Source organism: Mucilaginibacter sp. GW821-FHT07H05, from assembly GCF_059418485.1.
This window is the reverse complement of the sequence record NZ_JBWKPY010000009.1, coordinates 203,725-226,998: the sequence shown is the minus strand read 5'-3', so window position 1 is coordinate 226,998 and position 23,274 is coordinate 203,725. Positions and strand designations below refer to the sequence as shown.

Genomic DNA, 23,274 nt, shown 5'->3' with positions numbered 1-23,274 from the left:
TTTCTCTTTCAAAAATTAATCGTTGGTTTTGGCTGTCCACTCGGTATGGAATACACCCTCTTTACCAATCAGTTCGTAAGTATGCGCGCCGAAGAAATCGCGCTGAGCCTGTGTCAGGTTCGACGGCATCCTCGCACTGCGGAAAGCATCAAAATAACTTAAACTGGCCGTAAATGCCGGTGCGGCAATACCTGCCGCAATAGTTTTTGACAATACCGAACGCGTACCCGGCACCACCTCGCTCACCAGTTTTTGCACGCCGCTATCCAATAATAGATGGGCTAAACCGCTATCCTTAGTGTAGGCGTTATAAATATCGTATAAAAATTTAGAGCGGATGATACAACCTGCGCGCCAGATCTTGGCTATCTCGGCCAGGTTCAAATCGTATTTATACTCGGCAGATGCGTTGGTTAACAAATGCATACCCTGCGCGTAAGATATCACCATGGTGAAGTAGAAGGCTTGCTCTAACTCAACCAAAAATTGTTCTTTGTCTTCTACGCTGATAACCGGTGCATCCGTGGCGTATAATGCGGCAGCCTGTTCGCGCAGTTTTTTGTATTTAGAAAGATCGCGCATAGCTACTGAAGTATCTACCGTAGGGATTGGCGCCTGCAGGTCCATCGCCACTTGCGACGTCCATTTGCCGGTACCTTTTGCGCGGGCCTCATCTTTAATATCATCTATCAGTAAATGATCGGTACCCGGGGCTTTGAACAGGAAAATATCCTTGGTAATATCCAGCAAAAAGCATTGCAGGCGGCCATCGTTCCATTTAGCAAATACCTTTTGAATGGCGTCATTATCCATCTGCAGGCCTTTTTTCATGATCTCATACGCTTCAGCTATCAGTTGCATCAGGCCGTACTCGATACCGTTATGCACCATCTTTACAAAATGGCCGGCAGCGCCCGGGCCAATATAGGTTACGCAGGGCGCACCATCTTCTGCCTTGGCAGCAATGGCTTCCAGTATGGGTTTCATTACGTTATAGGCAGCCTTATCGCCACCGGGCATAATGCTTGGGCCGCGGCGCGCGCCATCGGCACCACCAGATACGCCCATCCCAAAGAAATGGAAACCCTGTCCCTCTAACTGCTCAACACGGCGATTGGTATCGGTAAAATGCGAGTTACCACCATCAATTAAAATATCGCCCTTATCTAAATACGGCAGCAATTCGGCAATTACATCGTCAACAGGTTTGCCGGCAGGCACCAGCATCATAATAGCCCGAGGGGTGCTTAGGCTGGCAATAAAGGGTTCAACCGTGCTGAAGCCTTTCAGGTTACCGTTCTTATCTTCTTTTTCCAGTAAATCGCCTTTGCTGGCATCCTTATCAAAACCGGCACCGGCAAAGCCATGGTCGCCCATGTTCAATAGCAGGTTACGGCCCATAGTACCCAGGCCTATCATCCCGAAAGCGTATTTGTTCTCTTGGTCACTCATTTTAATTGAGGTTTTCTTTTTTTAATTGTTCTAATATCTGTTTGGTTGTTTCAAAATCGGTATGCAAAAAAGCGCGGATGCCCAGTTTTTCGGCAGTGCTGACAAACATCTGGCGGTCGTCAAAATAAACACATTGCTTGGGTGATACCTGGGCTATGCCCATAGCCAGTTGCCAGATGCCCGGATCGGGTTTGCGTATTTTTACTTCGCACGATGAGATGAACGCGTCGAAACAATCGTGCAAACCAAATTTTTTCACCCGGTAATCATTCAGTTCCTTGCCTTCATTATTAATAGAGATAACCCGGAAACCGCAATCTTTTTTCCATTTTTTTAGCCATTGCAACATATCGGGCAATTCAACCGACTGCTCAAATATAAAAACTTTAAAATCTTCGCGGGTAAAATCGCGCTCCTGGTTAAATATTACGGTGTCCAGGTATTCATCCAGCGTAATGCTGCCAATCTCGTATACGTTAAATATGAAATTATGCAGGGCGTTCACCTCTGCATAATCCAGTTTAAATTTTTCGGATGCCAGTTTTCGCGACTCGTGCCCCCAGCCGTTGCTGAGCAAAATACCGCCCACATCAAAAAAAAGGATCTTTATCCGGTCGCTGTGCATTGCTGGTTAAACTTTGGTTTTTTGATCTTCTATAGCCTGCAGCAGTTTCTCGAAAGGCTTATTAAATTTGTCAATACCTTCATCTTCCAGCTGTTGTGTAATTTTATCGATATCGATACCGGCAGTTTTCAATTTGCCTAAAATTTCGGTAGCCTGGTCTAAGCCCAGGCCCAGGGTATCGGCAACAATACCATGATCGCGGAAAGCCTCGATAGTTTCCAACGGAACGGTATCAACAGTATCCGGGCCTATTAATGCCTCTACGTATTTAGTATCTTTAAAGGCAGGGTTTTTGCTGCTGGTACTGGCCCAAAGCAAACGCTGTGGTTGAGCGCCTTTGGCTGCCAATGCTTTCCACCTGTCGGTACTGAATACGCGTTTGTAGATCTCGTAAGCTTTTTTAGCAGATGCGATAGCTACTTCGCCTTTCAAATCGCCCAGGCCTTTTTCGTCCAGTAATGGGTCAACCAATACATCTATACGGCTCAGGAAAAAGCTGGCTACCGACGAGATATGCGAAATATCGTGACCAGCGGCCAAATGATCTTCCAGGCCCGAGATATAAGCTTCGGTCACTTCCTCGTAACGTGGCAGGCCGAAAAGCAGGGTAACGTTGATGTTGATGCCTTTAGCAATAGATTGACGGATGGCTTGTAAACCTGGCTTAGTACCAGGGATTTTAATCATCACGTTTTTGCGGTCTACTTTTTTCCAAAGTTCTTCGGCTTGTTTGGCGGTGCCTTCGGCATCTAAAGCCAAAAATGGCGATACTTCCAGGCTTACATAGCCGTCTGTACCATCTTCATTATAAACGCCCTCAAAAAGTTTAGCGGCATTTCTGATATCTTTAATAGCAACTTCAAAAAACAGCTCCTCATTAGTTGAAGTAGTTTTAGCCAATTCGGCAATATCCTGGTCGTAATCAGAGCTGCTGCTGATCGCTTTTTCAAAAATGGCCGGGTTTGAAGTAACGCCCCTTACCCCGTCATCATCAATCAGGCTTTTCAACTTTCCGCTTGAGATGATCTGACGGTCTATAAAATCCAGCCAGATGCTCTGACCAAAATCGTGTATTTGCTTTACTTTGTTAGTTGCCATGTTATGCTTATTTTATTTTATTGTGTATATTTCTATTTTGCAGATGTATTTAGTCGACATTAATGATTAGCCGCGACTAATATTTCCAGGTTATACCCAATAAATAGTCCGCTTTCAATTACTCCCGTTATCGTTTTGATATCCTTTTCAAGATTTTGGTGCATATGAGTAAAACGGCAGTCTAATATTAAGTTACCATTCTCTGTAATACAAGGACCGTCTTTACCCTTTGCAGGCCTTAAAACAATACTATTTGCACCAATAACCGTTAATTGTTCCTCCACATGCGGCAAAGCCTGAGGGAAAACTTCAATAGGTACCGGAAAATTCGTGCCTAATTTATCCACAATTTTTGATTCATCAACTATAATATAATTTATTGGGCTGCAACTCATCAATAATTTCTCTTTAAACATGGCCCCGCCCCTGCCTTTTATCAGGCTTTTATCGGGGTCAACCTCGTCGGCACCGTCAAACAGCCAGTCGGGTTTATGCTCAAATAAAGTAGTTAAAGGAATCCCCAGTTTACTGCAAAACATCGAGATCTCTAACGAAGTTGGGATAGCCTTCACATTCAATTTTTCGGCTTTGATCTTTTCTGCAATGGCCAGCAAGGCCACATAAACCGTCGACCCTGAGCCTACGCCCAGCACATCGCCGTCCTTCACCTTAGCGGCAATTTCCCGCGCTACCTTTTCTTTGCCGCTGCGATTAATGATCTCGGACGGCCATTCCAGGTTACTGATTAAACTCATTCTTTTTAGATATGAGACGTGAGATTTGAGATATGAGATTAGAAAATGAAAAGCGTAACACGCCAGGTTTTCTCAAATCTCATATCTAACATCTCAAATCTATCCTATAATAACGCTTTCGCTTTTTTAACTACATTATCAACCGTAAAGCCAAAGTGCTTATACAAGTCCTCAGCCGGGGCCGATTCGCCAAAGGTGGTCATGCCCAGTATATCGCCTTCGTCGGTTATGTATTTATGCCAGCCCATAGGCGATGCCATTTCTACCGCCAAACGTTTGCGGCTGGCTTTAGGGAATACTTTCTCTTTATAAGCGGCATCCTGTTTTTCAAACAATTCCCACGATGGCATGCTGACCACACGGGTAGAGATACCATCGGCTTCCAGCCTGGCTTGTGCGTCCATGATCAGGGATACTTCCGATCCGGTAGCTATCAATATCAGGTCAGAATTTTTGCTGGCTTCGGATAAAATATAAGCCCCTTTTTCCAGTCCGGTGGCTTTGCCATATTTGCTTTGATCAATAATAGGCAATCCCTGGCGGGTAAATACCAGTACTACCGGGCCGCCTTTATGCTCAAGCGCAACGCGCCAGGCTTGCGCGGTCTCGTTAGCGTCAGCCGGGCGGATCAATGTAATATTTGGTATCGATCGTAACGAAGCCAGTTGCTCGATAGGCTGATGGGTGGTACCATCCTCGCCCAGGCCAATACTATCATGCGTGTACACAAATATCGGGTTGATCTTCATTATCGCTGCCAAACGGATAGGCGGGCGCATATATTCAGAAAACATCAGGAACGTAGCACCAAACGGGATAACCCCTTTGGTTAAGGCCATCCCATTCATAGCCGAACCCATGGCATGCTCGCGGATGCCAAAATGAAAGTTACGGCCGTCGCGGTTCTCTGATGTAAAAGAATCAAATTCTTTCAGGTTAGTTTCGGTAGACGGGGCCAGATCGGCAGCGCCGCCAATCAGGTGCGGCAGGCTTTCGGCAATAGCATTCAGCACCTTGCCCGATGCCTGGCGGGTGGCCATCTTTTTGTCGGATGGTTCAAAGGCAGGCAATTTATCCAGCCAGCCTTTAGGTAGTTTACCCGCGGCGGCCTGCTCGTATTCGGCAGCCAGTTCGGGAAATTTATCTTTGTATTCGGCAAACAGCTCGTTCCAGTCGTCTTCTTTTTTGCCTTTGGCCTCGCCTATTTCGCGGTAGTATTTTAATACTTCGGCAGGCACGTTGAAGTTTTTATCCGGATCGAAACCGAAGAATTTCTTCACCAGTTTCATTTCCTCTTCGCCCAGCGGCGCGCCGTGCGAACCAGCCGTGCCCGATTTATTAGGACTGCCATAAGCAATCAACGAGCGTACGCGGATCATAGACGGTTTCTGCTTTTCGGCTTTGGCATTGGTGATGGCTAAGGATAAAGCGTGAATATCGTTCACATCATCCACAAATTGCACATGCCATCCGTAGGCTTCAAAACGCTTGCTTACATCCTCGTTAAAGGCAATATCGGTGCTGCCCTCTATCGAGATATGGTTATCATCGTACAAATAGATCAGGTTACCCAACTCTAAATGCCCTGCCAGCGAGGCAGCTTCGGATGTTACGCCTTCCATCATATCACCATCGCTGCAAATAGCATAAATATGATAATCAAATATCGGGAAACCGGGTTTGTTATATCTTGCCGCCAAATGCTTTTGGGCAATTGCGAAGCCTACGCCGTTGGCAAATCCTTGCCCCAGCGGACCGGTAGTAACATCAATACCTGGACACAAACCATATTCGGGGTGGCCGGCCGTTTTGCTGTTCATCTGCCGGAAATTTTTAATATCATCCAGCGTAATATCATATCCTGTAAGGTATAAAAAGCTGTATTGCAGCATACAGGCATGCCCTGCCGACAGGATAAACCTATCGCGGTTGGCCCAATCGGGGTTTTTAGGGTTGTAGTTTAAAAACTCCTTCCATAACACATGGCCCATTGGTGCTAAGGCCATTGGTGTGCCGGGGTGCCCCGAATTTGCTTTTTGTACCGCATCGGCAGCTAAGATCCGCGCGGTATCAATACCTAAGGTTTCGATGTTTTTATCTGATGACATAATTATTTTACTACTATAGGTTTTGTTTTAACATTTTTATTTTCGGGCGCAATGATGGCGTTAATACCATCCAGCTTACCGCTTTGCCACAGTCTTGCCCCCCCTTTTATGCCGTCGGTATTGGTCACCAATTTCATATTGGTGTCCAGTTCAAATTTTAACCGGCGGGCATTGCCACCGCCTATATATAAATGGTCGTAATTAAATACTGTTTTTAAAACTTTAAAAACTTTACGCATCCGCTTGTTCCAGCTTTTATCGCCAATCTCGGCCATGGCTTTGTCGCCAATATATTCGTCATAGTCCTGTCCCTTTGCAATGGGGTGGTGCGATATCTCCATGTGCGGCAGCAAAATGCCATCCATTAAAAACGCGGTACCAAAGCCGGTGCCCAGGGTAACCACCATTTCAAAACCCTTGCCGCTTGCTACACCTAAGCCAGCCATATCTGCATCGTTAACTACTTTAGCGGGTTTGCCAAATTCTTCGGTCAATTTGTTTTGCAAATCGAACCCGCCCCAGGCCTTATTACCCAGATTGGGGGCGGTGATAACTACCCCATTTTTAACATATCCGGGAAAACCGACTGAGATCACATCGTAAGCAGGGAAATTTTTCACCAGGGTTTTTATAGCATCCAGCATGTTTTGGGGCGTGGATGGCATGGGCGTATCCTCCTTATCGTATTCCATGGTTAGTTCGCCTTGTGCATTCAGGATAGTGGCTTTTACATGCGAGCCGCCAATATCAATAGAGAGTACTTTTAATGGCCCGGTGTGTTTTTTCATATTTTAAGATGAAGGGGTTGAAATGTAAATGTGATTAAACAAATATGAGCATTGCGGTTGTAAATATTATTAATTCAGTATCATAATATTAACATGGAATTGTAATGCTTGTTTGGGATATGGTGATTAGTTAACCAGTGATTAGAGATTAGCGGGTGAACGGTAAATAAAAAGGGGCAGGATGTAAACATCCTGCCCCTTTTTATTTGATGGTTTGATTAGCCTAATCTCTAATTAACTAATCTCTAACTTACTAATTATAGATAAAGCTACCATCGCCACGGCGTTGCATATCACGGCCGTTACGTTGTGGCCTGCCGCTCCATTTTTGCAGGTTTAAACGGAAACCTACCAGGAAGTAACGGCTTTTGGTACTGGTAACGGTATTGGTGACACCTGTAGCGGTAACTGTTTGCGTAAGCGGGTTAGCCTGGTGAAGTATATCATAAACATCAAACGTTAATGTAAATTGGCGTTTTGCACCAAACTCTTTTTGAAAGCCGGCATTAATTAACAGCGGGCTGTTGCTTAATGTTGGGATAGCATTAGAACTTGTTTTTTGTGTTGTAAACTGTTTTTGCGCATCGTAATGTACCTGGAAAGTTTTCAGGAAATAAAAACGGCCATCTAAACCCAATGAGTTGGTTAATGATTTGGTTGATGTATTGTTGTTAGATGTGGTAAAGGTCCGGCGCAAATCGGTACCTATAAATGGGTTAACCTCCACATTGTCGGTTGGGTTGATACGCGGGCCAAAACGCTCATTAAACTCCCAGCTTGTTTGGTGGTACACCTGATCCCTGATCATACCAAGGTTGTAACCGTAGCTGATGCTACCATTTAAAGCAAGGTTATACCTTCTGTCGGCCAGTTGCTTTGAGATATTGTAATTTCCACCAACCGATTTTGAACCACTTAAGTTAACATAACTGATTTGGTTGATATAACTTTGTCCGCCAGCAATTGTCACCGGAATCACAGTACTGTTACTAACTACCTGGTCCTGATTGTAAGCCGCGTTAGCGTTGAATGACAAATTGAACCTTGAGTTAGGGAAATAATTATTATAACCGGCATTAATGGAGTTGCTTAGGCCGGCCCTTAAATTAGGGTTACCTACAACGTAGTTATTAGGGTCGGTTTTATCGGTAAATGGCTGCAACTGATCAAACGACGGTTCAAGGTTACTTCCCTGATAAGTTAAGGTAAATCGCTGTGTACGCGACCAGGCATAAGCAAAACGGAATAAAGGGATCACTCTGAAATTACTTATTGAAACCGGGGCATCTGCACCGGCATTATTATCAAATTTAGTACCATCGATACTGTAAGGTTTTAAAGTTGTACCTAATGAAAGGGTAACTTTTGAACCATTGTAACGATAGTTAAAGTTCAGGTTGGTTTCGGTTGTTACATAGTTAAAATTCAGGTTAGTCGACTTTACAGTATTATCAACAAGTATAGAATCGGTTTTATTTTTCGTATCGTGAGCGTTGCGCTGTATCTGTCCGTTAAACTCCAATTGCGATAGTTTACCCAAAGGTTCTGAATAGGTCATACTCGCGCGAAAGGCATCACTATTATTGTTTTTATCGGTTATTAGATGCGCCGGGTTGGATTTTATCAAATTATTTGTTGTAGCATCTGCATAGTTATTTGTCTGGCTGATGGTTTCGCCGTTCGATTCGCTCTCCGTACGGTTATAACTTAATTGTGCAGAAAAATTACGGCGGGGTTTCCTAAACCGGTGATTATATAGCGCGATCAGACCGTAAGAGGCACTTGGTGTATTAGATGTTGTAGTGCCTGTAACTGTTTGATGCGAGAAACCTGTAGGGTAATCTAAAATATTGTCAGAGCTTTGTGTCCGTGATGTTTCGGTAGTTGAATATTGATAACTTGGGGTTATTTGTAAATAGTTTAAACTATCAATCTGGTAATCCATTTCAAAATTGCCGCTACGGCCATTCCTATCGGTTTGAGTAGTACCGTTATTAGTAAAATAATTGGGGCCTACAGTATTACGGGTACCATAATTTTGACTACTGGTATTCAAATTATTAAAGTTATAAGTTGCGCTACCAATCACTTGTATCTTCGGGCTCCACTGGTCGCGATAGTTGAATGATAATGGCTGCAATGATTTTACATTACCCGGACTACTGGCGCCGCCGCCGCCACCCTGGCCACGTATGCCCGAATTACCAATACCGGTAACTGCGCTTCTATAATTGCCTATAAGTCCTAATTGCTGGTTGGCGTTAATACGCTGTACAAAAAGGTTGGCATTATACTGATCGTTATTACCGGCCTGGCCAACCAAACGGCCGGTTGTACCAACCGATCTATCGGCCTTGGTAGTAACGTTCAGGGTTTTTGTAGGGTCGCCGGTTTTAATTCCGCTGCGCGCGGCCTGGTCGCCATAGTCGTCTATTACCTGAGCTTTTTCAATAATATCTGCCGGTAAATTTTGGATGGCCTGGGCAACATCGCCACCGGCATAATCCTTACCATTTAATTTTACCTTGGTAACAGCCTGGCCCTGGTGCGTTAAACTACCATCGTTACCAACTTCCATGCCTTCCATCTTTTTCAGCAGTTCATCTAAAGTGGCGTTAGGGCGTACTTTGTAATCGCTGGCGCGATACTCAACGGTATCTACCTTGTAAACAATACTTGGTGTACCGTTAATAACTACCTCTTTAAGGTTTGTTGATTCACCCTTCATCACAACCGGATCAAGCGTAAGCCTGGGCACAGCATCGTTCATACTGAATTTTTTTACGTACGGGCGATAGCCTATGCTGGTTACCGTAAGCACAAACACATTCATTTTCACATTTTTAAAAATGAAGATGCCATCGGCATTAGATGATGTGCTTAACGTATCATGGGCCGATACCAGCCGGATAACTGCACCAGGTATGGTATTATCGGTAGAGTCTTTTACGATACCGCTAACCTGCCTTGAAGTTAAGGGCGGCGGCAGCTGGTTTCGGTTGTTTGAAGCAGGTATCTGCGCGTATAAGGTACCGGCAAACAAAAAGGTGATTAATATAAGTAAGGATTGTTTCATCATGAATAAGTTTAAAAGTATATGCAATAAGTGCCCTACCTGTCTGTACAGACAGGGCTTTTAGGTTAAAAATTGTCGATCAGTTAATTATTATTTTTTGGCCAGTACGTATTTGCCCCAAAAATCGGTCGGGCTCAGCATGCTTTGCATATCAAAGTTACCACCGCCACGGTTGCCGCCACCGTTACCGCCGCCACCACGATTGCCACCACCGCCGCCGCCACGGTTACCACCGCCACCAGCACCGCCGAAACCGCCAGCTCCACCACCAAAGCCGCCTGCTCCGCCACCGCGGTTAATGCCTTCGCCTCCACGATCGGCACCGTTCTCCTCACGACGGTTAAATTGTATCCCGTTCACTTTAAAGTTGTAGGCTATTTCTTTAGTTTTATCAAGCGATATGCCCAGTTGCTCAAATGGTATGGCCAGCTCGCATATAAAACTACCGTTGCTATCGTAAGCAGCAGCTGCTTTTATACCATATTCGTTATAAATAGATATCACACTATCCGGTATTTCTTTAAAACCTTTCAGTTTAATTTCCTTTATCGCTTCAATAGCCGATTTACGCATTGCAGCTATAGCTGCGGTATCAGGCGGCCCCCCGGGCTGCCCAAAGCCGCCACCCTGGCCACGCTGCCCTCTCTGCCCGCGCATAGCGGCACGGTTCACCAACGGGAAGGTAATTACAAAGGCATCCTTCTCTTTCTTTTTGCCTTCGGTATTAAAAGTAAAATCGATACCACCGGCCAGTATTTTGCTGGTGGTTTGCTGGTTTGGCGATTTGATAGAGATGTAAAACTTTTTATCATCATTAGCCATGGTGTAGCTAAAATCAACCGTTTTGTTAGTGGCTTCCAATGTATTGTTCCACTCCGTCAGTTTGCCATCGGTTTTAACATTTACAGGTGCCCATACGCCGCTTTCCTGCACACTTTGCGCCTTTGCAGCTAATAAACCCATGCCTAAGCATATACTAAGGCTGGTTTTAATTAATGTTTTAGCGTTGATACTCATTACTATATAATTTGGTTAAAAAGGGTATTTTCAATTGTTATCATTTTCATGATGGCCTATATAAGCCAATATTTTGTCTTTATAATTATCGCTTACCGGTATCTCCGTTTCGCCCAGCATTAAGCGGTTCTTTTTAAAAGCGGTGATCTTATCCAGCGCTACAATAAAAGATTTATGCACCCTGGCAAAGCCATCGCCCGGCAGTTTATCTTCCATAAACCGCATACTTAGACGGGTAATTACCGGCTTTGTTGCACCGGCCAGGTATATTTTTACATAATCCTTTAAACCTTCAACATATAATACCTCAGGTATGTTTATCCGCACTACCGAATAGTCGGCATTTACAAAAATAAAATCAGGTTCGCCTGTTGCTGCCTTTACAGGCGCTGTGGGCTGCTGCATATTATCTTTATTCTGCCGCAGGTTAATCAGTTCCGACGCTTTATTTACCGCTTTCAAAAACCGTTCGAACGAGAACGGTTTCAGTATATAATCTACCACATCCAAATTAAACCCCTCCAGCGCGTAATTATCATAAGCGGTAACCATAATTACCATGGGTGGCTTTGTTAAGCTGTTTAAAAACTGTATGCCCGATATACCCGGCATCTGTATATCCAGGAAGATGAGATCAACCGGCTCGCGGCGCAAAAACTCCATGGCTTCCATAGCGTTTTTGCACTTACCCTGCAATTTCAGATACGGAACTTTCATTACGTTATCTTCCATCAGCTCAAGCGCCAGTTTTTCGTCGTCAACCAATAGACAGCGTATCATTACTTAAGTTTAATTTTAAGGCTCGCAATAAACACATTATCGTTTTGCATAATGTCGAGCGTGTAATCTTCTTTGTATAATAATTCAAGTCGCCGGCGTACATTGACCAAGCCAATGCCCGAGCTTTTATCTTTGGTATGCTGTTGCGGCGCCACGGTGTTCATCACCTTAAAATCTAACCAGCCGGTGGCATCGTCAACGCTTAAAGTGATGTTAATCTGCGGGTCTTCTACCATCCCTACGCCATGCTTAAATGCATTCTCTACAAAGGGCGCCAGTAACATAGGCTCAATATAGTAAGCATTTATATTTTCAGGAGGGTTGAACATAATTGTTACATCGTCGCCAAAGCGTAATAGCTGTAAAGCGATGTAACTTTTTAGATATTCAACCTCGCGGGCCAGCGAAACACGCTCATCATCATTTTCATAAAGCATGTAACGCATTAGTTTTGAAAGCTCTATGAGCGACGGTTCCAGCATGTCCGATTTTTTACGGGCAAGCGATACCATATTGTTCAGTATGTTGAAAATAAAATGCGGACTAACCTGCGAACGCAGGAAACTCAACTCGGTTTTCAGGTTCTCGTTTTCTTTTTCCTTCCTGATCTTTTCCTGCCTGGCGTTATCACGAATGATGCGGTAGCTGATACTGATACCTATAACAAAGATATACGTGATCATATTGGAAATATACCAGAATACAAAACGGTCCCATCCACGGCGTTCGAAACCGAAACCACCTCCGCGCGGGCCGCCTGGGCCATCCGGGCCAAACCTGCGCCTTTCCATACGCCCACCTTCAAAATGCCTGCCATTGGGTGATTTACCATTTACACGTTGACTATCTATGTGCATTCCTTCTCCCACTTTCTGGCCTATAACTATCATAACTTTCGCCCTATCCTGAGGCGGGAACAGCACATTATCAATTTGCCTTAATAAAAATAAGATGGATACAACAAGCACTACCAGCGACAGGATATACAACCACAGCTGTTTGCGGCGTTTGTATAATACCGGGTACAGATAATAAGCATTAAGGTAAAAGATCCCCGCGTAAAACGCGTTGTTAATCATGGTGCGATAGTGCCAGGTGCTAAAGCCTTTCCATGTATTTGGGTTACGGAAAAGATAGGGCGATGCGATGATAAGCCCCCAAAGCAATATGTGTATTGCGGGCTGCAAATACTTGCTCGAGAATATTTTTTTGAATGCCATTAAGTATAAAAGTATAAGTTAAGGGGATACTCATTGAATATATGAGACAAAACCACCATATAAAAAGACGAAAGGGGCGAATTTTGCGATGAAATAAATTGAGGATTAGGTGTGATTGTAGAACCATTGCTGCGATTTAACCACAAAGGACGCAAAGAAATTGCAAACCGGTTAGCACAAAGAGCACTAAGTTTTTCAAAGTAACTATATGCAACAAAAATATATAAAGGACTTTTTTCTATTAGCCACCATTAAAGCTTTGTGCTCTTTGTGCATTCTCCCTTTGTGATCTTTGTGGTTAAATTACCGTTACACGCCGAATTTCATCCACCCATCCCCCTCATAGCCAAAAATAAATTGTTTGGGGTTAATGATCTCGGCCAGGATCTCTATAGAATCCACTATCCTTGGACCGGGGCGGTTGAAGTATTGGTTACCATCGGTAATGTACAGGCGGTTGCTTTTTACGGCTTTCAGGTCGGCAAAACCGGGTTGCTCTAACAGGATATTCACCTCTTTCAGCGTTCGGTCCATACCAAAGCCACATGGCATCAGGACGATGATATCAGGGTCGGAGGTTTGGATATCTTCCCACTTTACGTATGGCGAATGTTTTCCGTTTGATGCCAGGATGGGGATCCCTCCGGCTATCTCAACCAACTCAGGCACCCAATTGCCCGATATCATCAGCGGTTGCAGCCATTCTACACAGGCAACCGTAGGTTTATTCTCTATAAACTTCAATTTATGTTTAATGATATCTACACGCTCGTGCAGGCGTTCCAGTAAATCTGCGCCCGCTTCCGGCACGCCCAAAGCATCCGCAACAGCGGTAATATCATTGAAAATATCTGTCAGATTATTAGGTTGCAGCGAGATGATGCGGGTTTCCTTATCCAGGTAATTATCCAGCGCCTGCTCTACCTCCTGCAGCGATACGGCACAAACCTCGCACTGGGCCTGGGTGATCACCACATCGGGGGCAAGCGCTTTGATCACCTCCCGCTTTACGGTATAAACCGATAGGACATCGGCTAATATTTCCTTTACCTTATTATCTATTTCCTGGCTGCTTAGTCCATCCTCAAAGTTAGCCTCCGAGCATACGGGCAATTGCTTTACCTCTTCAGGATAATCGCACTCGTGCGACCGGCCCACCAGGTTATCCTGCAAACCCAGGGCGCACACCATTTCGGTAGCGGCTGGTAGTAACGATATGATTTTTTGCCCGGGCATTAATTCTGTTTTATAAAATCCGGTGCAAATAACGTTAAATTCACTTTTTAACCGAAATATAATATGCGGAACTAAAAAAGCCGGTTATTTTTGAGCAATGATATTCCTTACCTTTTTCCTCGGCCTCATTGTTAATTTTATTGGTTACGTCCCTCCCGGCAATATTAATTTAACGCTGGTACAAATTGCCATTAACCGGGGCATGAAACAGGCGATGCAGTTTATCATCGCCTTTGCCAGTGTAGAGTTCTTTTTCACCTTTTTTATAATGAACGCGGCCAAATGGTTATCAGCACAGGTGCATTTGGATATAGTGATAGATTGGGTGATGATAGCCCTGTTCGGCACATTGGGTACTATTACCTGGCTACATCGCAATAAGCCGCCAAAGCCCGATTACTCGCAACACGATAGTATTAAATACGGGATATTGCTTGGTTTTATCAATCCCATGCAGGTGCCATTTTGGATGATTGCAGGCACCTACCTGATCACACACGAATGGATCATCAGCGGATATTTAGCATTAACTATTTTTAGCCTGGGTTCGGCCATGGGTGCCTTTTTGTGCCTGTTTATTTACGGGAAGTTTGCCCGGTATATACAAAACCGGTTTGAGTTAAGTACTTCGATTATCAATACCAGTATCGCTATCCTGTTTTTCAGTTTCGCGGCTTATCATATTGTTAAGGAGCTATACCTGGTATTTTTTAAGCACTAAGTAGAGAAGCTTGTCATTGCGAGGCACGAAGCAATCGCACCCTATTCTGGCTTCAGTCACAGACTGAAGCCTATGGATAAATGAAGTCTGCGACTTCAGGCAGGCATTAAATTAAACAAGTCACAGACTTGCTTCCATCCGCAAGCTTCAGTCGCAGACTGAAGCCAGTATGGGTGTTTTTTAAGCACTAAGTAGAGATGTTTGTCATTGCGAGCGTAGCGTGGCAATCTCGTAGTTTGCTCTTCAGGCTACGAGATTGCCACGTCGCCCCTCCCCGCAATTCACCGCATGCTCCTCGCAATGACAAGCTTTTGTGGATTAAAAACCGTTTTGCTTTAAAAAGTTAGCGCAGCGGTCAAACCATTGGTCGGGAGTAGTTTTATTATTTAACCCGAAGCCGTGGCCGCCGGCCTGGTACAGATGCATTTCGGCTTTTACCTTATTATTCACTAATGCTTTGTAAAATGGCAGGGCATTGTTTTCAACAGGTACGCCCCTGTCGTCTTCGGCTTGTACAATAAAGGTTGGCGGGGTATCAGCGGTTACCTGTTTCTCGTTGCTGTACAAATCAACCATTTCCGGCGATGGCGCACTGCCCAGCAAATTGCTTCTTGATCCACTGTGGGCCAAATCGCCTAAGGTGATAACCGGGTATAGCAGCAGCATAAAATCGGGCCGCAGGCTGATATTGTTATGATTCTCTATCACGGCTTTCGTAAAATGCGTACCTGCAGTAGCAGCCAAATGCCCACCGGCCGAAAAACCGATCATACCCACCTTAGCCGGGTTAATGCCCCATTTGGCAGCACGCTCGCGCACTATTTGCAACGCGCGTTGCCCGTCCTGCAGGGGGCCAATGGTTTTATCAAGCATAATCAAGTCGCTGGGCAGGCGGTATTTTAGCACGAAGGCCGTTACGCCTATCTCATTAAATTTTTTGGCTACATCCCAGCCCTCGTGCGCCATGGCCAGGCGTGCATAGCCCCCACCCGGACAAATAATTACCGCCGTGCCATTAGCCTTACCCTTTTCAGGGAAATAAGGTGTTATGGTTGGGTCGGTTACTTTTTCGGTGCGGTCATTCTCGGTTTTCTCCGCATAACCGGCCGGCACCTTTTTGCTGTTGGGAACACCTTTAGGGTATAGTGGTATGGCTTTTTCCTGGGCAAACATCAATGCAGGCGTTAATATCATTATGGCCGCTAATCGTTTTTTCATGATGATGATAATTCAATTAAAAACCGTTTTGCTTTAAAAAGTTAGCGCAACGCTCAAACCATTGGTCGGTTGTGGTTTTGTTGTTCAATCCAAAACCATGGCCGCCGGCCTGGTACAGGTGCATTTCGGCTTTTACTTTGTTTTTTAACAGCGCTTCGTAAAACATCAGGCTATTTTCAACCGGTACGGTTTTATCATCTTCGGCATGTACAATAAAGGTTGGCGGGGTATTTGGCGTTACCTGTTTCTCGTTACTGTACAGGTCTATCAGCGCCGGGCTGGCATCCTTGCCGGTCAGGTTAACCTGCGAACCACGGTGCGCCAATTGCCCAAATGTAATTACAGGATATAACAGCAATGCAAAATCAGGGCGTACGCTGGTATTCTTAGGGTTTTCGATAGCTACTTTATCAAAATGTGTTTCGGTGGTTGAAGCCAGGTGGCCGCCAGCCGAAAAGCCGATGATACCCACTTTAGCGGGATTAATACCCCATTCTGCCGAGCGCTCACGAATGATCTGGATAGCCCGCTGTGCATCCTGCAATGGGCCGATGGTTTTATCCAGCATTATTTTATCGCTTGGCAAACGGTATTTCAAAACAAAGGCGATAACACCAATCTCGTTAAACTTTTTAGCTATCGACCACCCCTCGTTCAGCATAGATAAACCCGAATAGCCGCCACCCGGACAGATCACCACGGCGGTACCGGTAGCTTTACCTTTTTCGGGCAGGTAAGGGGTAATGGCAGGGTCGGTAACCAGTTTAGCATGGTTATTGGCATCATCCTCTACATAATCGGCTGGTGCAGGTTTGCTGTTGGGTACACCGTTTGGGTATAGTTTGATTTCCTTTTCCTGGGCAAATACACTGATTGACAAAAACAGCATCAGGGGCAATAATAACTTCTTCATGGTATAATGGGTTTATACCGACTAAAGTAATAAAAAAATGCATTTGCCGTAGATTTTAACCACAAAGGCCACAAAGAGAAAAACCACAAAGTACACGGAGAGCCTCACCCTGCCCTCTCCAGTGGAGAGGGTTCTAAAATGTGCTTCTTAAGTCCTCTCCTTTGGAGAGGATTTAGGTGAGGCCCTCTTTGTGCCCTTTGTGGTTAAATAATCAAACCGAATTCTTTACTTCCCTCCGCCAAATTCCATCAGGTAGGCTTTCAGGAAATCGTCTATCTCCCCATCCAGCACGCCCTGGGCGTTTGATGTTTCATAATCGGTACGCAGGTCCTTCACCAGTTTGTAAGGGTGCAGTACATAATTGCGGATCTGACTGCCCCACTCTATCTTCTTTTTATTGCCTTCAATAGCGTTGGATGTTTCCTGGCGCTTGCGCATTTCAATTTCGTACAATTGCGATTTCAGTAAACGCATGGCGTTATCCTTATTTTGTAATTGCGAGCGCGATTCCTGGTTTTTGATAATGATACCCGATGGCTTGTGATATAAACGCACAGCGGTTTCCACCTTGTTTACGTTTTGCCCGCCTGCACCGCCCGACCGGAATGTTTCAAACTCCACATCGGCCGGGTTAATCTCTATCTCGATGGTATCATCTACCAGCGGATAAACATAAACCGATGCGAAAGAGGTGTGGCGCTTGGCATTACTATCAAACGGTGATACCCTTACCAGGCGGTGTACGCCATTTTCGCCTTTCAGGTACCCGTAGGCAAACTCGCCCTCAAATTGCAGGGTGACGGTCTTAATACCGGCTACATCGCCCTCCTGGTAATCCTGTTCGGTTATTTTACAGCCATTGCGTTCGCCCCACATCATATACATGCGCATCAGCATACTGGCCCAGTCGCAGCTTTCAGTACCACCGGCGCCGGCAGTAATTTGTAATACGGCGTTTAGCTGGTCGGTTTCGCCGGATAGCATATTTTTAAACTCCAGGTCTTCGGTAGCTTTAATAGCCAGCTCGTACTGTTCTTTCATTTCGGCCTCGGTGGCATCGCCACTCTGGAAAAATTCGAACATAACGGCCGTATCATCCAATACGGATAGGAGCTTTTGATATTGATCAGTCCAAACTTTTTTGGTTTTGATGGAAGCCAGCACCTTTTCGGCCTCCTTGGGGTGGTCCCAAAAATGGGGACCAATGGTTACTTCTTGTTCTGCGGCAAGCAATTCGAGCTTTTTATCGATGTCAAAGATGCCTCCTCAGGGAAACTGCTCTATCCCTTAAATCCTGAACTTGTTCTTTAGTCATACGGCAAATATAGGTCGCGGATGTGCAGATATGCAAATGTGCTGATGGTACAGCACAGCTTTGAACCAAATATTGGGTTAACACAACTTAACACAATTCAGGGGTTTTTCGATTTAATTTACTGAGAGTCAATTATTTAGCTTTTTTTCGTGTTAACCCTAAAATAACCTGATGAACACATCCGCTTTCCGGGAGGCCCGCAACTGATTTGCTGTGCCGAATAAACAATGCCACCTGCAAACGCCATATGCATCCAATTCCACTTCACCAACCCATCATAAAAGAAAAATCCTTAATTTAGACCTCCCATGATACCTATAAATTCTAAACTACCACAAACGGGCACTACCATTTTTACGGTAATGTCGGCATTGGCGGCCGAGACGGGGGCTATTAACCTTTCGCAGGGGTTCCCCGATTTTGATTGCCCGCCCCAACTGGTTAAACTGGTAAGTAAAGCCATGAAGGATGGCAAAAACCAGTACGCGCCCATGGCCGGGCTAATGAGCCTGCGCGAACAGATCAGCATAAAAACCGAAAAGCTTTACGCCGCCAACTATCATCCCGATACCGAAGTAACTGTAACCGCCGGCGGCACCCAGGCTATTTTTACAGCCATCAGCGCGGTGATCCATCCTAATGATGAGGTAATTATTTTCGAGCCTGCTTATGACAGTTACGCCCCGGCTATTAAGCTGATGGGCGGCATTGTTAAATCGCTGGAGCTGGAACCGCCCGATTACCGCATCCCCTGGGATATGGTGAAGCGGCTGATCACCAGTAAAACAAAAATGATCATCCTTAATTCGCCGCAAAACCCAAGCGGTACCATCTTAAGCAAAACCGATATTGACGAACTGATAGCCATAGTAAAAGGCCAGGACATTTTTATACTCAGCGATGAGGTGTATGAGCATTTGGTATACGACGGGCAACAGCATCACAGTATGGCCCGCTATCCCGAATTACGCGAACGCAGTTTTATTGCCGTATCGTTCGGTAAGCTGTTCCATAGCACAGGCTGGAAGATAGGTTATTGCCTGGCCCCGGCCAACCTGATGCAGGAATTCAGGAAGGTGCACCAGTTTTTAGTTTTCAGTGTAAACACGCCCATGCAAACCGGGATTGCCGAATATTTAAAGGATGAAAATGTTTATTTGGGCCTGGCTTCTTTTTTTCAGCAAAAGCGCGACCATTTCAGAAACGGCCTGGCACAAACTAAATTTAAACTGCTGCCCTGCCAGGGATCATACTTTCAATGCGTAAGCTACCAGGGCCTTACAGATGAGAAGGATACAGATTTGGCCATACGTATAACCAGGGAATTTGGGGTGGCATCTATACCGGTTTCGGCCTTTTACAGCAAGGGGACAGACCACCATATTTTGCGTTTTTGTTTTGCCAAAAGGCAAGAAACGCTGGATAAAGCCGTTGAAGGTTTAATAAGAATTTGAACAAATACGAAGGTTTTATCGTAGAAATGCGGGCCGAGCCTAAATATTAGCCGATGGATAACTTAAAGATTACCACTTTTCAGGGATACCTTTTCTGGGAAAATATTGATAAAAACCTGCAGAACATTACGCTGCGGCTGGGAAGTATACGCGAAAAAACCGACCTGATCATTCTGCCCGAAATGTTTAATACAGGTTTCACCATGAATGTTGAACGCCTGGCCGAAACCATGGAAGGCAAAACCATGCAATGGATGCGGGATATTGCCGTAAAGTATAATTGTACGGTTACCGGCAGCCTGATTATTAAAGAAGACGGCAAATTTTACAACCGGTTGATATGGATGAGCCCCAACGGCAGCCATCAATACTATGATAAGCGCCACTTGTTTGCCATGGGTAAGGAGCATTTAACTTATACGGCAGGTACCAAAAAGCTGATAGTTGAACTGAATGGCTGGAAGATTTGTCCGGTGATCTGCTACGATTTGCGTTTCCCCGTTTGGCTGCGCAATGTAGACGAAGCTTATGATCTGCTGATCATAGTAGCCAACTGGCCCGAAAAGCGCGCCCTGCACTGGCGTACCCTTATCCCGGCCCGCGCCGTAGAGAACCAAAGCTATGTAATAGGCGTTAACCGGGTTGGCCACGATGGTAACGAGATCTACCACTCGGGCGATAGCACCTGTATCAGCCCCAACGCCGATGTGGTTTACTACAAACGCGACGAGGAAGATGTATACACCTTTACCATTCACCACGACGAACTGGAACGTGTGCGCCGCGCCATGCCTTTTTTAAAGGATGCGGATAAGTTTAAGATTTTGTAAGGCCCCGAAATATCAGTCTGGCTATCCGGGCGGCGCTGGCTTTTTATTACCTTTGCTTAATATGCTGGATATATTGATTATTGGCGGTGGCCCCATTGGCCTGGCTTGCGGGCTGGCCGCTCAAAAAGCAGGATTAAGCTTTGTAATTGTTGAGAAAGGCTGCCTGGCAAACTCGCTGTATCATTACCCCTCTACCATGACCTTCTTTTCAACTTCCGAAAAGCTGGAAATTGGCAATGTGCCTTTTGTAACCGTTAACAAACGCCCTACGCGCACCGAAGCTTTAGAGTATTATCGCAGGGTGGCTTTCTCCTATCATTTACCGGTAAATTTATTTGAGGAAGTAATTAAGATGCAGCACGAAGGCCGCCATTATACCATTACCACTTCCAAAACCACTTACCAGGCTAAAAACGTTATTGTTTCAACCGGTTTTTATGATATCCCGGTTACGCTGGATATCCCCGGCGAGGATTTACCTAAAGTGAAGCATTATTACCAGGACCCGCATTATTACGCGCTGCAAAAGGTAGCGGTAGTAGGATCAAGCAATTCGGCTATTGATGTGGCATTGGAAACCTGGCGCAAGAGCGCCGAAGTTACCTTGGTAGTGCGCGGCGATGAAATTAGCAAGCGGGTAAAGTATTGGGTGCGGCCCGATATCCTTAACCGGATTAAAGAAGGCAGCATTAAAGTTTATTTTAATTCGGGCCTGACCGCCGTACGCGAGCATGAGGTAGATATTAAAACGCCCGACGGCACTGTAACTATCCCTAATGATTTTGTAATGGCTATGACCGGCTATAAACCTAACTTTAAATTCCTGCACAGTTTGGGGATCACTTTATCCCAGGATCAAAAGTTTATCCCCCACTATAACCCCGATACCATGCAAACCAACCTAAAAGGTGTTTACCTGGCCGGTGTAGTTTGCGGCGGCATGGATACGCATTTATGGTTTATTGAAAACTCACGCGTGCATGCGGACATGATTGTGGATGATATTTTGAAGAAGAGGTAAGTTTTTTTAACCACAAAGGGCACAGAGGGGAACCACAAAGGGCGCAAAGATCTTTTATGAGATAGTAAGCACAACATGAAATCCCGCCTGGACTTTCAAAGAATTGTCATTGCGAGGAGCGGAGGAGAATGTGAAATGGGGCGACGCGGCAATCTCGTAGCTATACGGGTTGTGCATAATTACCATCAGTCTGCTCATAGCCGCAGGGGCCTATTACTTTTTCCTTGATGAAAAAGTAACAAAAAATCAAGACAGCAAAAATGCTCCCTCTGCCGCACGTGGCCTTTGCCCTGCAAACCGGGCAGAACCACGGCTACGCTTATTTGCCCCGCTGTCGCCCGCACCTGTCCCTGCTTCTGCAAAACGCTGATGCCCTCCCACCGCACAGGCCACCACTGTTCTGCCCGCTTTCGCCCGGAAGCTTATTTGCTGTCGGGAAGCAAAAACAAACACGTCATGCTGAACTTGTTTCAGCACCCCATCATACAGAAATTTACAAGTGGGTTGCCGAAACAAGTTCGGCATGACTTAGACCTTTATGATTTACTGATCAATCCGTTCACCGTTTCTATCAGTTGCGACAGATCGAAAGGTTTAGAGATCACCGCGTCGCACTTATAGCTACTAAAATCAACGCTCAGGTTAATATAGGCCGAAAAAATAATGACCGGGGTATCTTTTAATTGTGGATGCGATTTTAGCTCAAGGCATATTTCACCGCCATTGGCGTTGTTAAGCCGGTAATCTAAAATAACCAAATCGGGGTTGTATTCTTCGGCTACAGTAATAACGCCCTTACTGTCGGATATAGCATGCACATCAAAGTTTTCATAGGCTAAAACTTCGTTCACCATTTCCAATATATCCTGGTTATCATCCAGTACTAAAATACGTTTTAACATCGGTTGCAAGCTATCGGGCAAATTGTGAATGGTCAAAGTAAAATCTGTGCAGCATCTGGAAATATTGTCTTCGTTATCATAACGTCAACAATTACGTATTGTGATACAATGATAACTAAAATTTAATTAACCAACAAGTTGGTTTTAATTAATTAATTTAATTATTTAATTTATAATAAATAAATTTCCCTATTTAGATGAAATATTTAAAAAAGGCTCGATAATGCAACCGCTTTAACGAGTTGTCATAACAAGAATATTACCAACAGATGATACGGAGTACAGCTTATAAAACGCACTTATTGCTTGCCTGCAAGCGATTATTGAAGATGGAGGGATTTGAATTAAGCTGCCAGTTGGTGCTCAATTTTTTCCATAAGGAAAGACAGATCAAAAGGTTTCTGTACAAAATCATCAGGGGCGCCTTCTTTGTTAAGGCATGATGTGCCCATCTCTGTAGCTGATATCAAAATAACAGGAATATCCGATACACTCTCGATTGATTTAATGGCCCGGCAAATCATCCGGCCATCCATACCGGCCAGCATAATATCCATCAATATCAGGTCGGGATGATACTCATTAATGCGGTCAAAAATCTTGTCGCCCCTTGATAGCGTACTTACCCGGTAGCCGTAATAGGAAAGCACCTCTTCAAGCATCTCCAGGATAGCCCGGTCATCATCCACCACTAATATCTTTTTGTCGTTTTCCATTATGGTAGATCTATTGCAATAGGTATGCC

At 44.9% G+C, this 23,274-nt stretch carries 20 protein-coding genes; 4 read left to right on the top strand and 16 right to left on the bottom strand.

From position 1 onward, the window contains the following. Positions 1-15: 15 nt before the first annotated feature. The 11 genes from gnd to AC07M6_RS22900 all read right to left on the bottom strand — a co-directional run bounded on the left by gnd (position 16) and on the right by AC07M6_RS22900 (position 14,155). The gene (gnd, locus tag AC07M6_RS22950) at positions 16-1,452 is read right to left on the bottom strand and encodes an NADP-dependent phosphogluconate dehydrogenase (protein ID WP_494893548.1); all 1,437 of its coding nucleotides are present in this window, start codon (positions 1,450-1,452) and stop codon (positions 16-18) included. A gap of 1 nt (position 1,453) precedes the next feature. Further along, complete coding sequence (locus AC07M6_RS22945; protein ID WP_494893547.1) at positions 1,454-2,077, bottom strand: HAD family hydrolase; 624 nt, start codon at positions 2,075-2,077, stop codon at positions 1,454-1,456. A 6-nt stretch (positions 2,078-2,083) separates the two neighbouring features. Continuing rightward, entirely contained in the window at positions 2,084-3,175 is a 1,092-nt protein-coding gene (gene tal, locus AC07M6_RS22940; RefSeq protein WP_494893546.1) for a transaldolase, read from the bottom strand. A 59-nt stretch (positions 3,176-3,234) separates the two neighbouring features. After that, positions 3,235-3,930 carry a ribose 5-phosphate isomerase A gene (gene rpiA / locus AC07M6_RS22935; RefSeq protein WP_494893545.1) on the bottom strand — a complete coding sequence of 232 codons (696 nt, stop codon included), beginning with the start codon at positions 3,928-3,930 and terminating at the stop codon, positions 3,235-3,237. 104 nt (positions 3,931-4,034) lie between these two features. After that, positions 4,035-6,038 carry a transketolase gene (gene tkt, locus AC07M6_RS22930; protein WP_494893543.1) on the bottom strand — a complete coding sequence of 668 codons (2,004 nt, stop codon included), beginning with the start codon at positions 6,036-6,038 and terminating at the stop codon, positions 4,035-4,037. A gap of 2 nt (positions 6,039-6,040) precedes the next feature. Continuing rightward, positions 6,041-6,826 (bottom strand): ROK family protein, encoded by a 786-nt coding sequence (locus tag AC07M6_RS22925; protein ID WP_494893541.1) that lies wholly within the window; start codon positions 6,824-6,826, stop codon positions 6,041-6,043. Between the two features lie 253 nt (positions 6,827-7,079). Beyond that, a complete protein-coding gene (locus tag AC07M6_RS22920; RefSeq protein WP_494893539.1) occupies positions 7,080-9,905 on the bottom strand; it encodes an outer membrane beta-barrel protein in 2,826 nt (941 codons plus the stop codon). An 87-nt stretch (positions 9,906-9,992) separates the two neighbouring features. Then, positions 9,993-10,919 carry a hypothetical protein gene (locus AC07M6_RS22915; protein ID WP_494893537.1) on the bottom strand — a complete coding sequence of 309 codons (927 nt, stop codon included), beginning with the start codon at positions 10,917-10,919 and terminating at the stop codon, positions 9,993-9,995. 30 nt (positions 10,920-10,949) lie between these two features. Continuing rightward, on the bottom strand, positions 10,950-11,699 hold the full coding sequence (locus AC07M6_RS22910) for a LytR/AlgR family response regulator transcription factor (RefSeq protein ID WP_494893535.1): 750 nt from the start codon (positions 11,697-11,699) through the stop codon (positions 10,950-10,952). Next, positions 11,699-12,919, bottom strand: a complete 1,221-nt coding sequence (locus AC07M6_RS22905; protein WP_494893533.1) for a sensor histidine kinase — start codon at positions 12,917-12,919, stop codon at positions 11,699-11,701. Before AC07M6_RS22905 ends, AC07M6_RS22910 begins: the two co-directional genes overlap by 1 nt. Positions 12,920-13,228: 309 nt before the next feature. Then, positions 13,229-14,155, bottom strand: coding sequence for a BtuF-related (seleno)protein (locus AC07M6_RS22900; RefSeq protein ID WP_494893531.1), 927 nt, complete (start codon positions 14,153-14,155; stop codon positions 13,229-13,231). A gap of 97 nt (positions 14,156-14,252) precedes the next feature. Here AC07M6_RS22900 and AC07M6_RS22895 point away from each other — a divergent pair, with 97 nt between their 5' ends. After that, the gene (locus tag AC07M6_RS22895; RefSeq protein ID WP_494893529.1) at positions 14,253-14,876 is read left to right on the top strand and encodes a LysE family transporter; all 624 of its coding nucleotides are present in this window, start codon (positions 14,253-14,255) and stop codon (positions 14,874-14,876) included. Positions 14,877-15,194: 318 nt separating this feature from the next. On the opposite strand, the gene AC07M6_RS22890 is transcribed toward AC07M6_RS22895, so the two are convergent. The 3 genes from AC07M6_RS22890 to prfB all read right to left on the bottom strand — a co-directional run bounded on the left by AC07M6_RS22890 (position 15,195) and on the right by prfB (position 18,322). Beyond that, the gene (locus AC07M6_RS22890) at positions 15,195-16,094 is read right to left on the bottom strand and encodes an alpha/beta hydrolase (RefSeq protein WP_494893527.1); all 900 of its coding nucleotides are present in this window, start codon (positions 16,092-16,094) and stop codon (positions 15,195-15,197) included. Positions 16,095-16,110: 16 nt separating this feature from the next. Then, entirely contained in the window at positions 16,111-17,007 is an 897-nt protein-coding gene (locus tag AC07M6_RS22885; protein WP_494893525.1) for an alpha/beta hydrolase, read from the bottom strand. A 225-nt stretch (positions 17,008-17,232) separates the two neighbouring features. Further along, a protein-coding gene (gene prfB / locus AC07M6_RS22880; RefSeq protein ID WP_494893523.1) for a peptide chain release factor 2 occupies positions 17,233-18,322 on the bottom strand; the annotation gives its coding sequence in 2 pieces (ribosomal slippage) (positions 17,233-18,261 and positions 18,263-18,322; 1,089 coding nt in all). Between the two features lie 308 nt (positions 18,323-18,630). On the opposite strand from prfB, the gene AC07M6_RS22875 reads away from it, so the two are divergent. From AC07M6_RS22875 to AC07M6_RS22865, 3 genes are all read left to right on the top strand, one after another. After that, complete coding sequence (locus tag AC07M6_RS22875) at positions 18,631-19,776, top strand: methionine aminotransferase (protein ID WP_494893521.1); 1,146 nt, start codon at positions 18,631-18,633, stop codon at positions 19,774-19,776. Positions 19,777-19,829: 53 nt separating this feature from the next. Continuing rightward, complete coding sequence (locus tag AC07M6_RS22870) at positions 19,830-20,606, top strand: amidohydrolase (RefSeq protein ID WP_494893519.1); 777 nt, start codon at positions 19,830-19,832, stop codon at positions 20,604-20,606. A 61-nt stretch (positions 20,607-20,667) separates the two neighbouring features. Then, the gene (locus AC07M6_RS22865) at positions 20,668-21,627 is read left to right on the top strand and encodes a YpdA family putative bacillithiol disulfide reductase (protein WP_494893517.1); all 960 of its coding nucleotides are present in this window, start codon (positions 20,668-20,670) and stop codon (positions 21,625-21,627) included. A gap of 536 nt (positions 21,628-22,163) precedes the next feature. Here the strand turns inward: AC07M6_RS22865 and AC07M6_RS22860 are convergent. Next, on the bottom strand, positions 22,164-22,529 hold the full coding sequence (locus AC07M6_RS22860) for a response regulator (RefSeq protein WP_494893516.1): 366 nt from the start codon (positions 22,527-22,529) through the stop codon (positions 22,164-22,166). A 344-nt stretch (positions 22,530-22,873) separates the two neighbouring features. Beyond that, positions 22,874-23,245, bottom strand: coding sequence for a response regulator transcription factor (locus AC07M6_RS22855; protein WP_494893514.1), 372 nt, complete (start codon positions 23,243-23,245; stop codon positions 22,874-22,876). Positions 23,246-23,274: the final 29 nt, after the last annotated feature.

Bases quoted from the DNA above. Each gene is read 5' to 3' on its own strand.
- tal (WP_494893546.1), bottom strand. From the start codon at position 3,175: ATGGCAACTAACAAAGTAAAGCAAATACACGATTTTGGTCAGAGCATC.
- AC07M6_RS22925 (WP_494893541.1), bottom strand. From the start codon at position 6,826: ATGAAAAAACACACCGGGCCATTAAAAGTACTCTCTATTGATATTGGC.
- AC07M6_RS22895 (WP_494893529.1), top strand. From the start codon at position 14,253: ATGATATTCCTTACCTTTTTCCTCGGCCTCATTGTTAATTTTATTGGT.
- AC07M6_RS22945 (WP_494893547.1), bottom strand. From the start codon at position 2,077: ATGCACAGCGACCGGATAAAGATCCTTTTTTTTGATGTGGGCGGTATT.
- AC07M6_RS22890 (WP_494893527.1), bottom strand. From the start codon at position 16,094: ATGAAAAAACGATTAGCGGCCATAATGATATTAACGCCTGCATTGATG.
- tkt (WP_494893543.1), bottom strand. From the start codon at position 6,038: ATGTCATCAGATAAAAACATCGAAACCTTAGGTATTGATACCGCGCGG.
- AC07M6_RS22910 (WP_494893535.1), bottom strand. From the start codon at position 11,699: ATGATACGCTGTCTATTGGTTGACGACGAAAAACTGGCGCTTGAGCTG.
- AC07M6_RS22915 (WP_494893537.1), bottom strand. From the start codon at position 10,919: ATGAGTATCAACGCTAAAACATTAATTAAAACCAGCCTTAGTATATGC.
- AC07M6_RS22865 (WP_494893517.1), top strand. From the start codon at position 20,668: ATGCTGGATATATTGATTATTGGCGGTGGCCCCATTGGCCTGGCTTGC.
- AC07M6_RS22920 (WP_494893539.1), bottom strand. From the start codon at position 9,905: ATGATGAAACAATCCTTACTTATATTAATCACCTTTTTGTTTGCCGGT.
- AC07M6_RS22870 (WP_494893519.1), top strand. From the start codon at position 19,830: ATGGATAACTTAAAGATTACCACTTTTCAGGGATACCTTTTCTGGGAA.
- rpiA (WP_494893545.1), bottom strand. From the start codon at position 3,930: ATGAGTTTAATCAGTAACCTGGAATGGCCGTCCGAGATCATTAATCGC.
- AC07M6_RS22905 (WP_494893533.1), bottom strand. From the start codon at position 12,919: ATGGCATTCAAAAAAATATTCTCGAGCAAGTATTTGCAGCCCGCAATA.
- AC07M6_RS22875 (WP_494893521.1), top strand. From the start codon at position 18,631: ATGATACCTATAAATTCTAAACTACCACAAACGGGCACTACCATTTTT.
- AC07M6_RS22855 (WP_494893514.1), bottom strand. From the start codon at position 23,245: ATGGAAAACGACAAAAAGATATTAGTGGTGGATGATGACCGGGCTATC.
- AC07M6_RS22860 (WP_494893516.1), bottom strand. From the start codon at position 22,529: ATGTTAAAACGTATTTTAGTACTGGATGATAACCAGGATATATTGGAA.
- AC07M6_RS22885 (WP_494893525.1), bottom strand. From the start codon at position 17,007: ATGAAGAAGTTATTATTGCCCCTGATGCTGTTTTTGTCAATCAGTGTA.
- AC07M6_RS22900 (WP_494893531.1), bottom strand. From the start codon at position 14,155: ATGCCCGGGCAAAAAATCATATCGTTACTACCAGCCGCTACCGAAATG.
- gnd (WP_494893548.1), bottom strand. From the start codon at position 1,452: ATGAGTGACCAAGAGAACAAATACGCTTTCGGGATGATAGGCCTGGGT.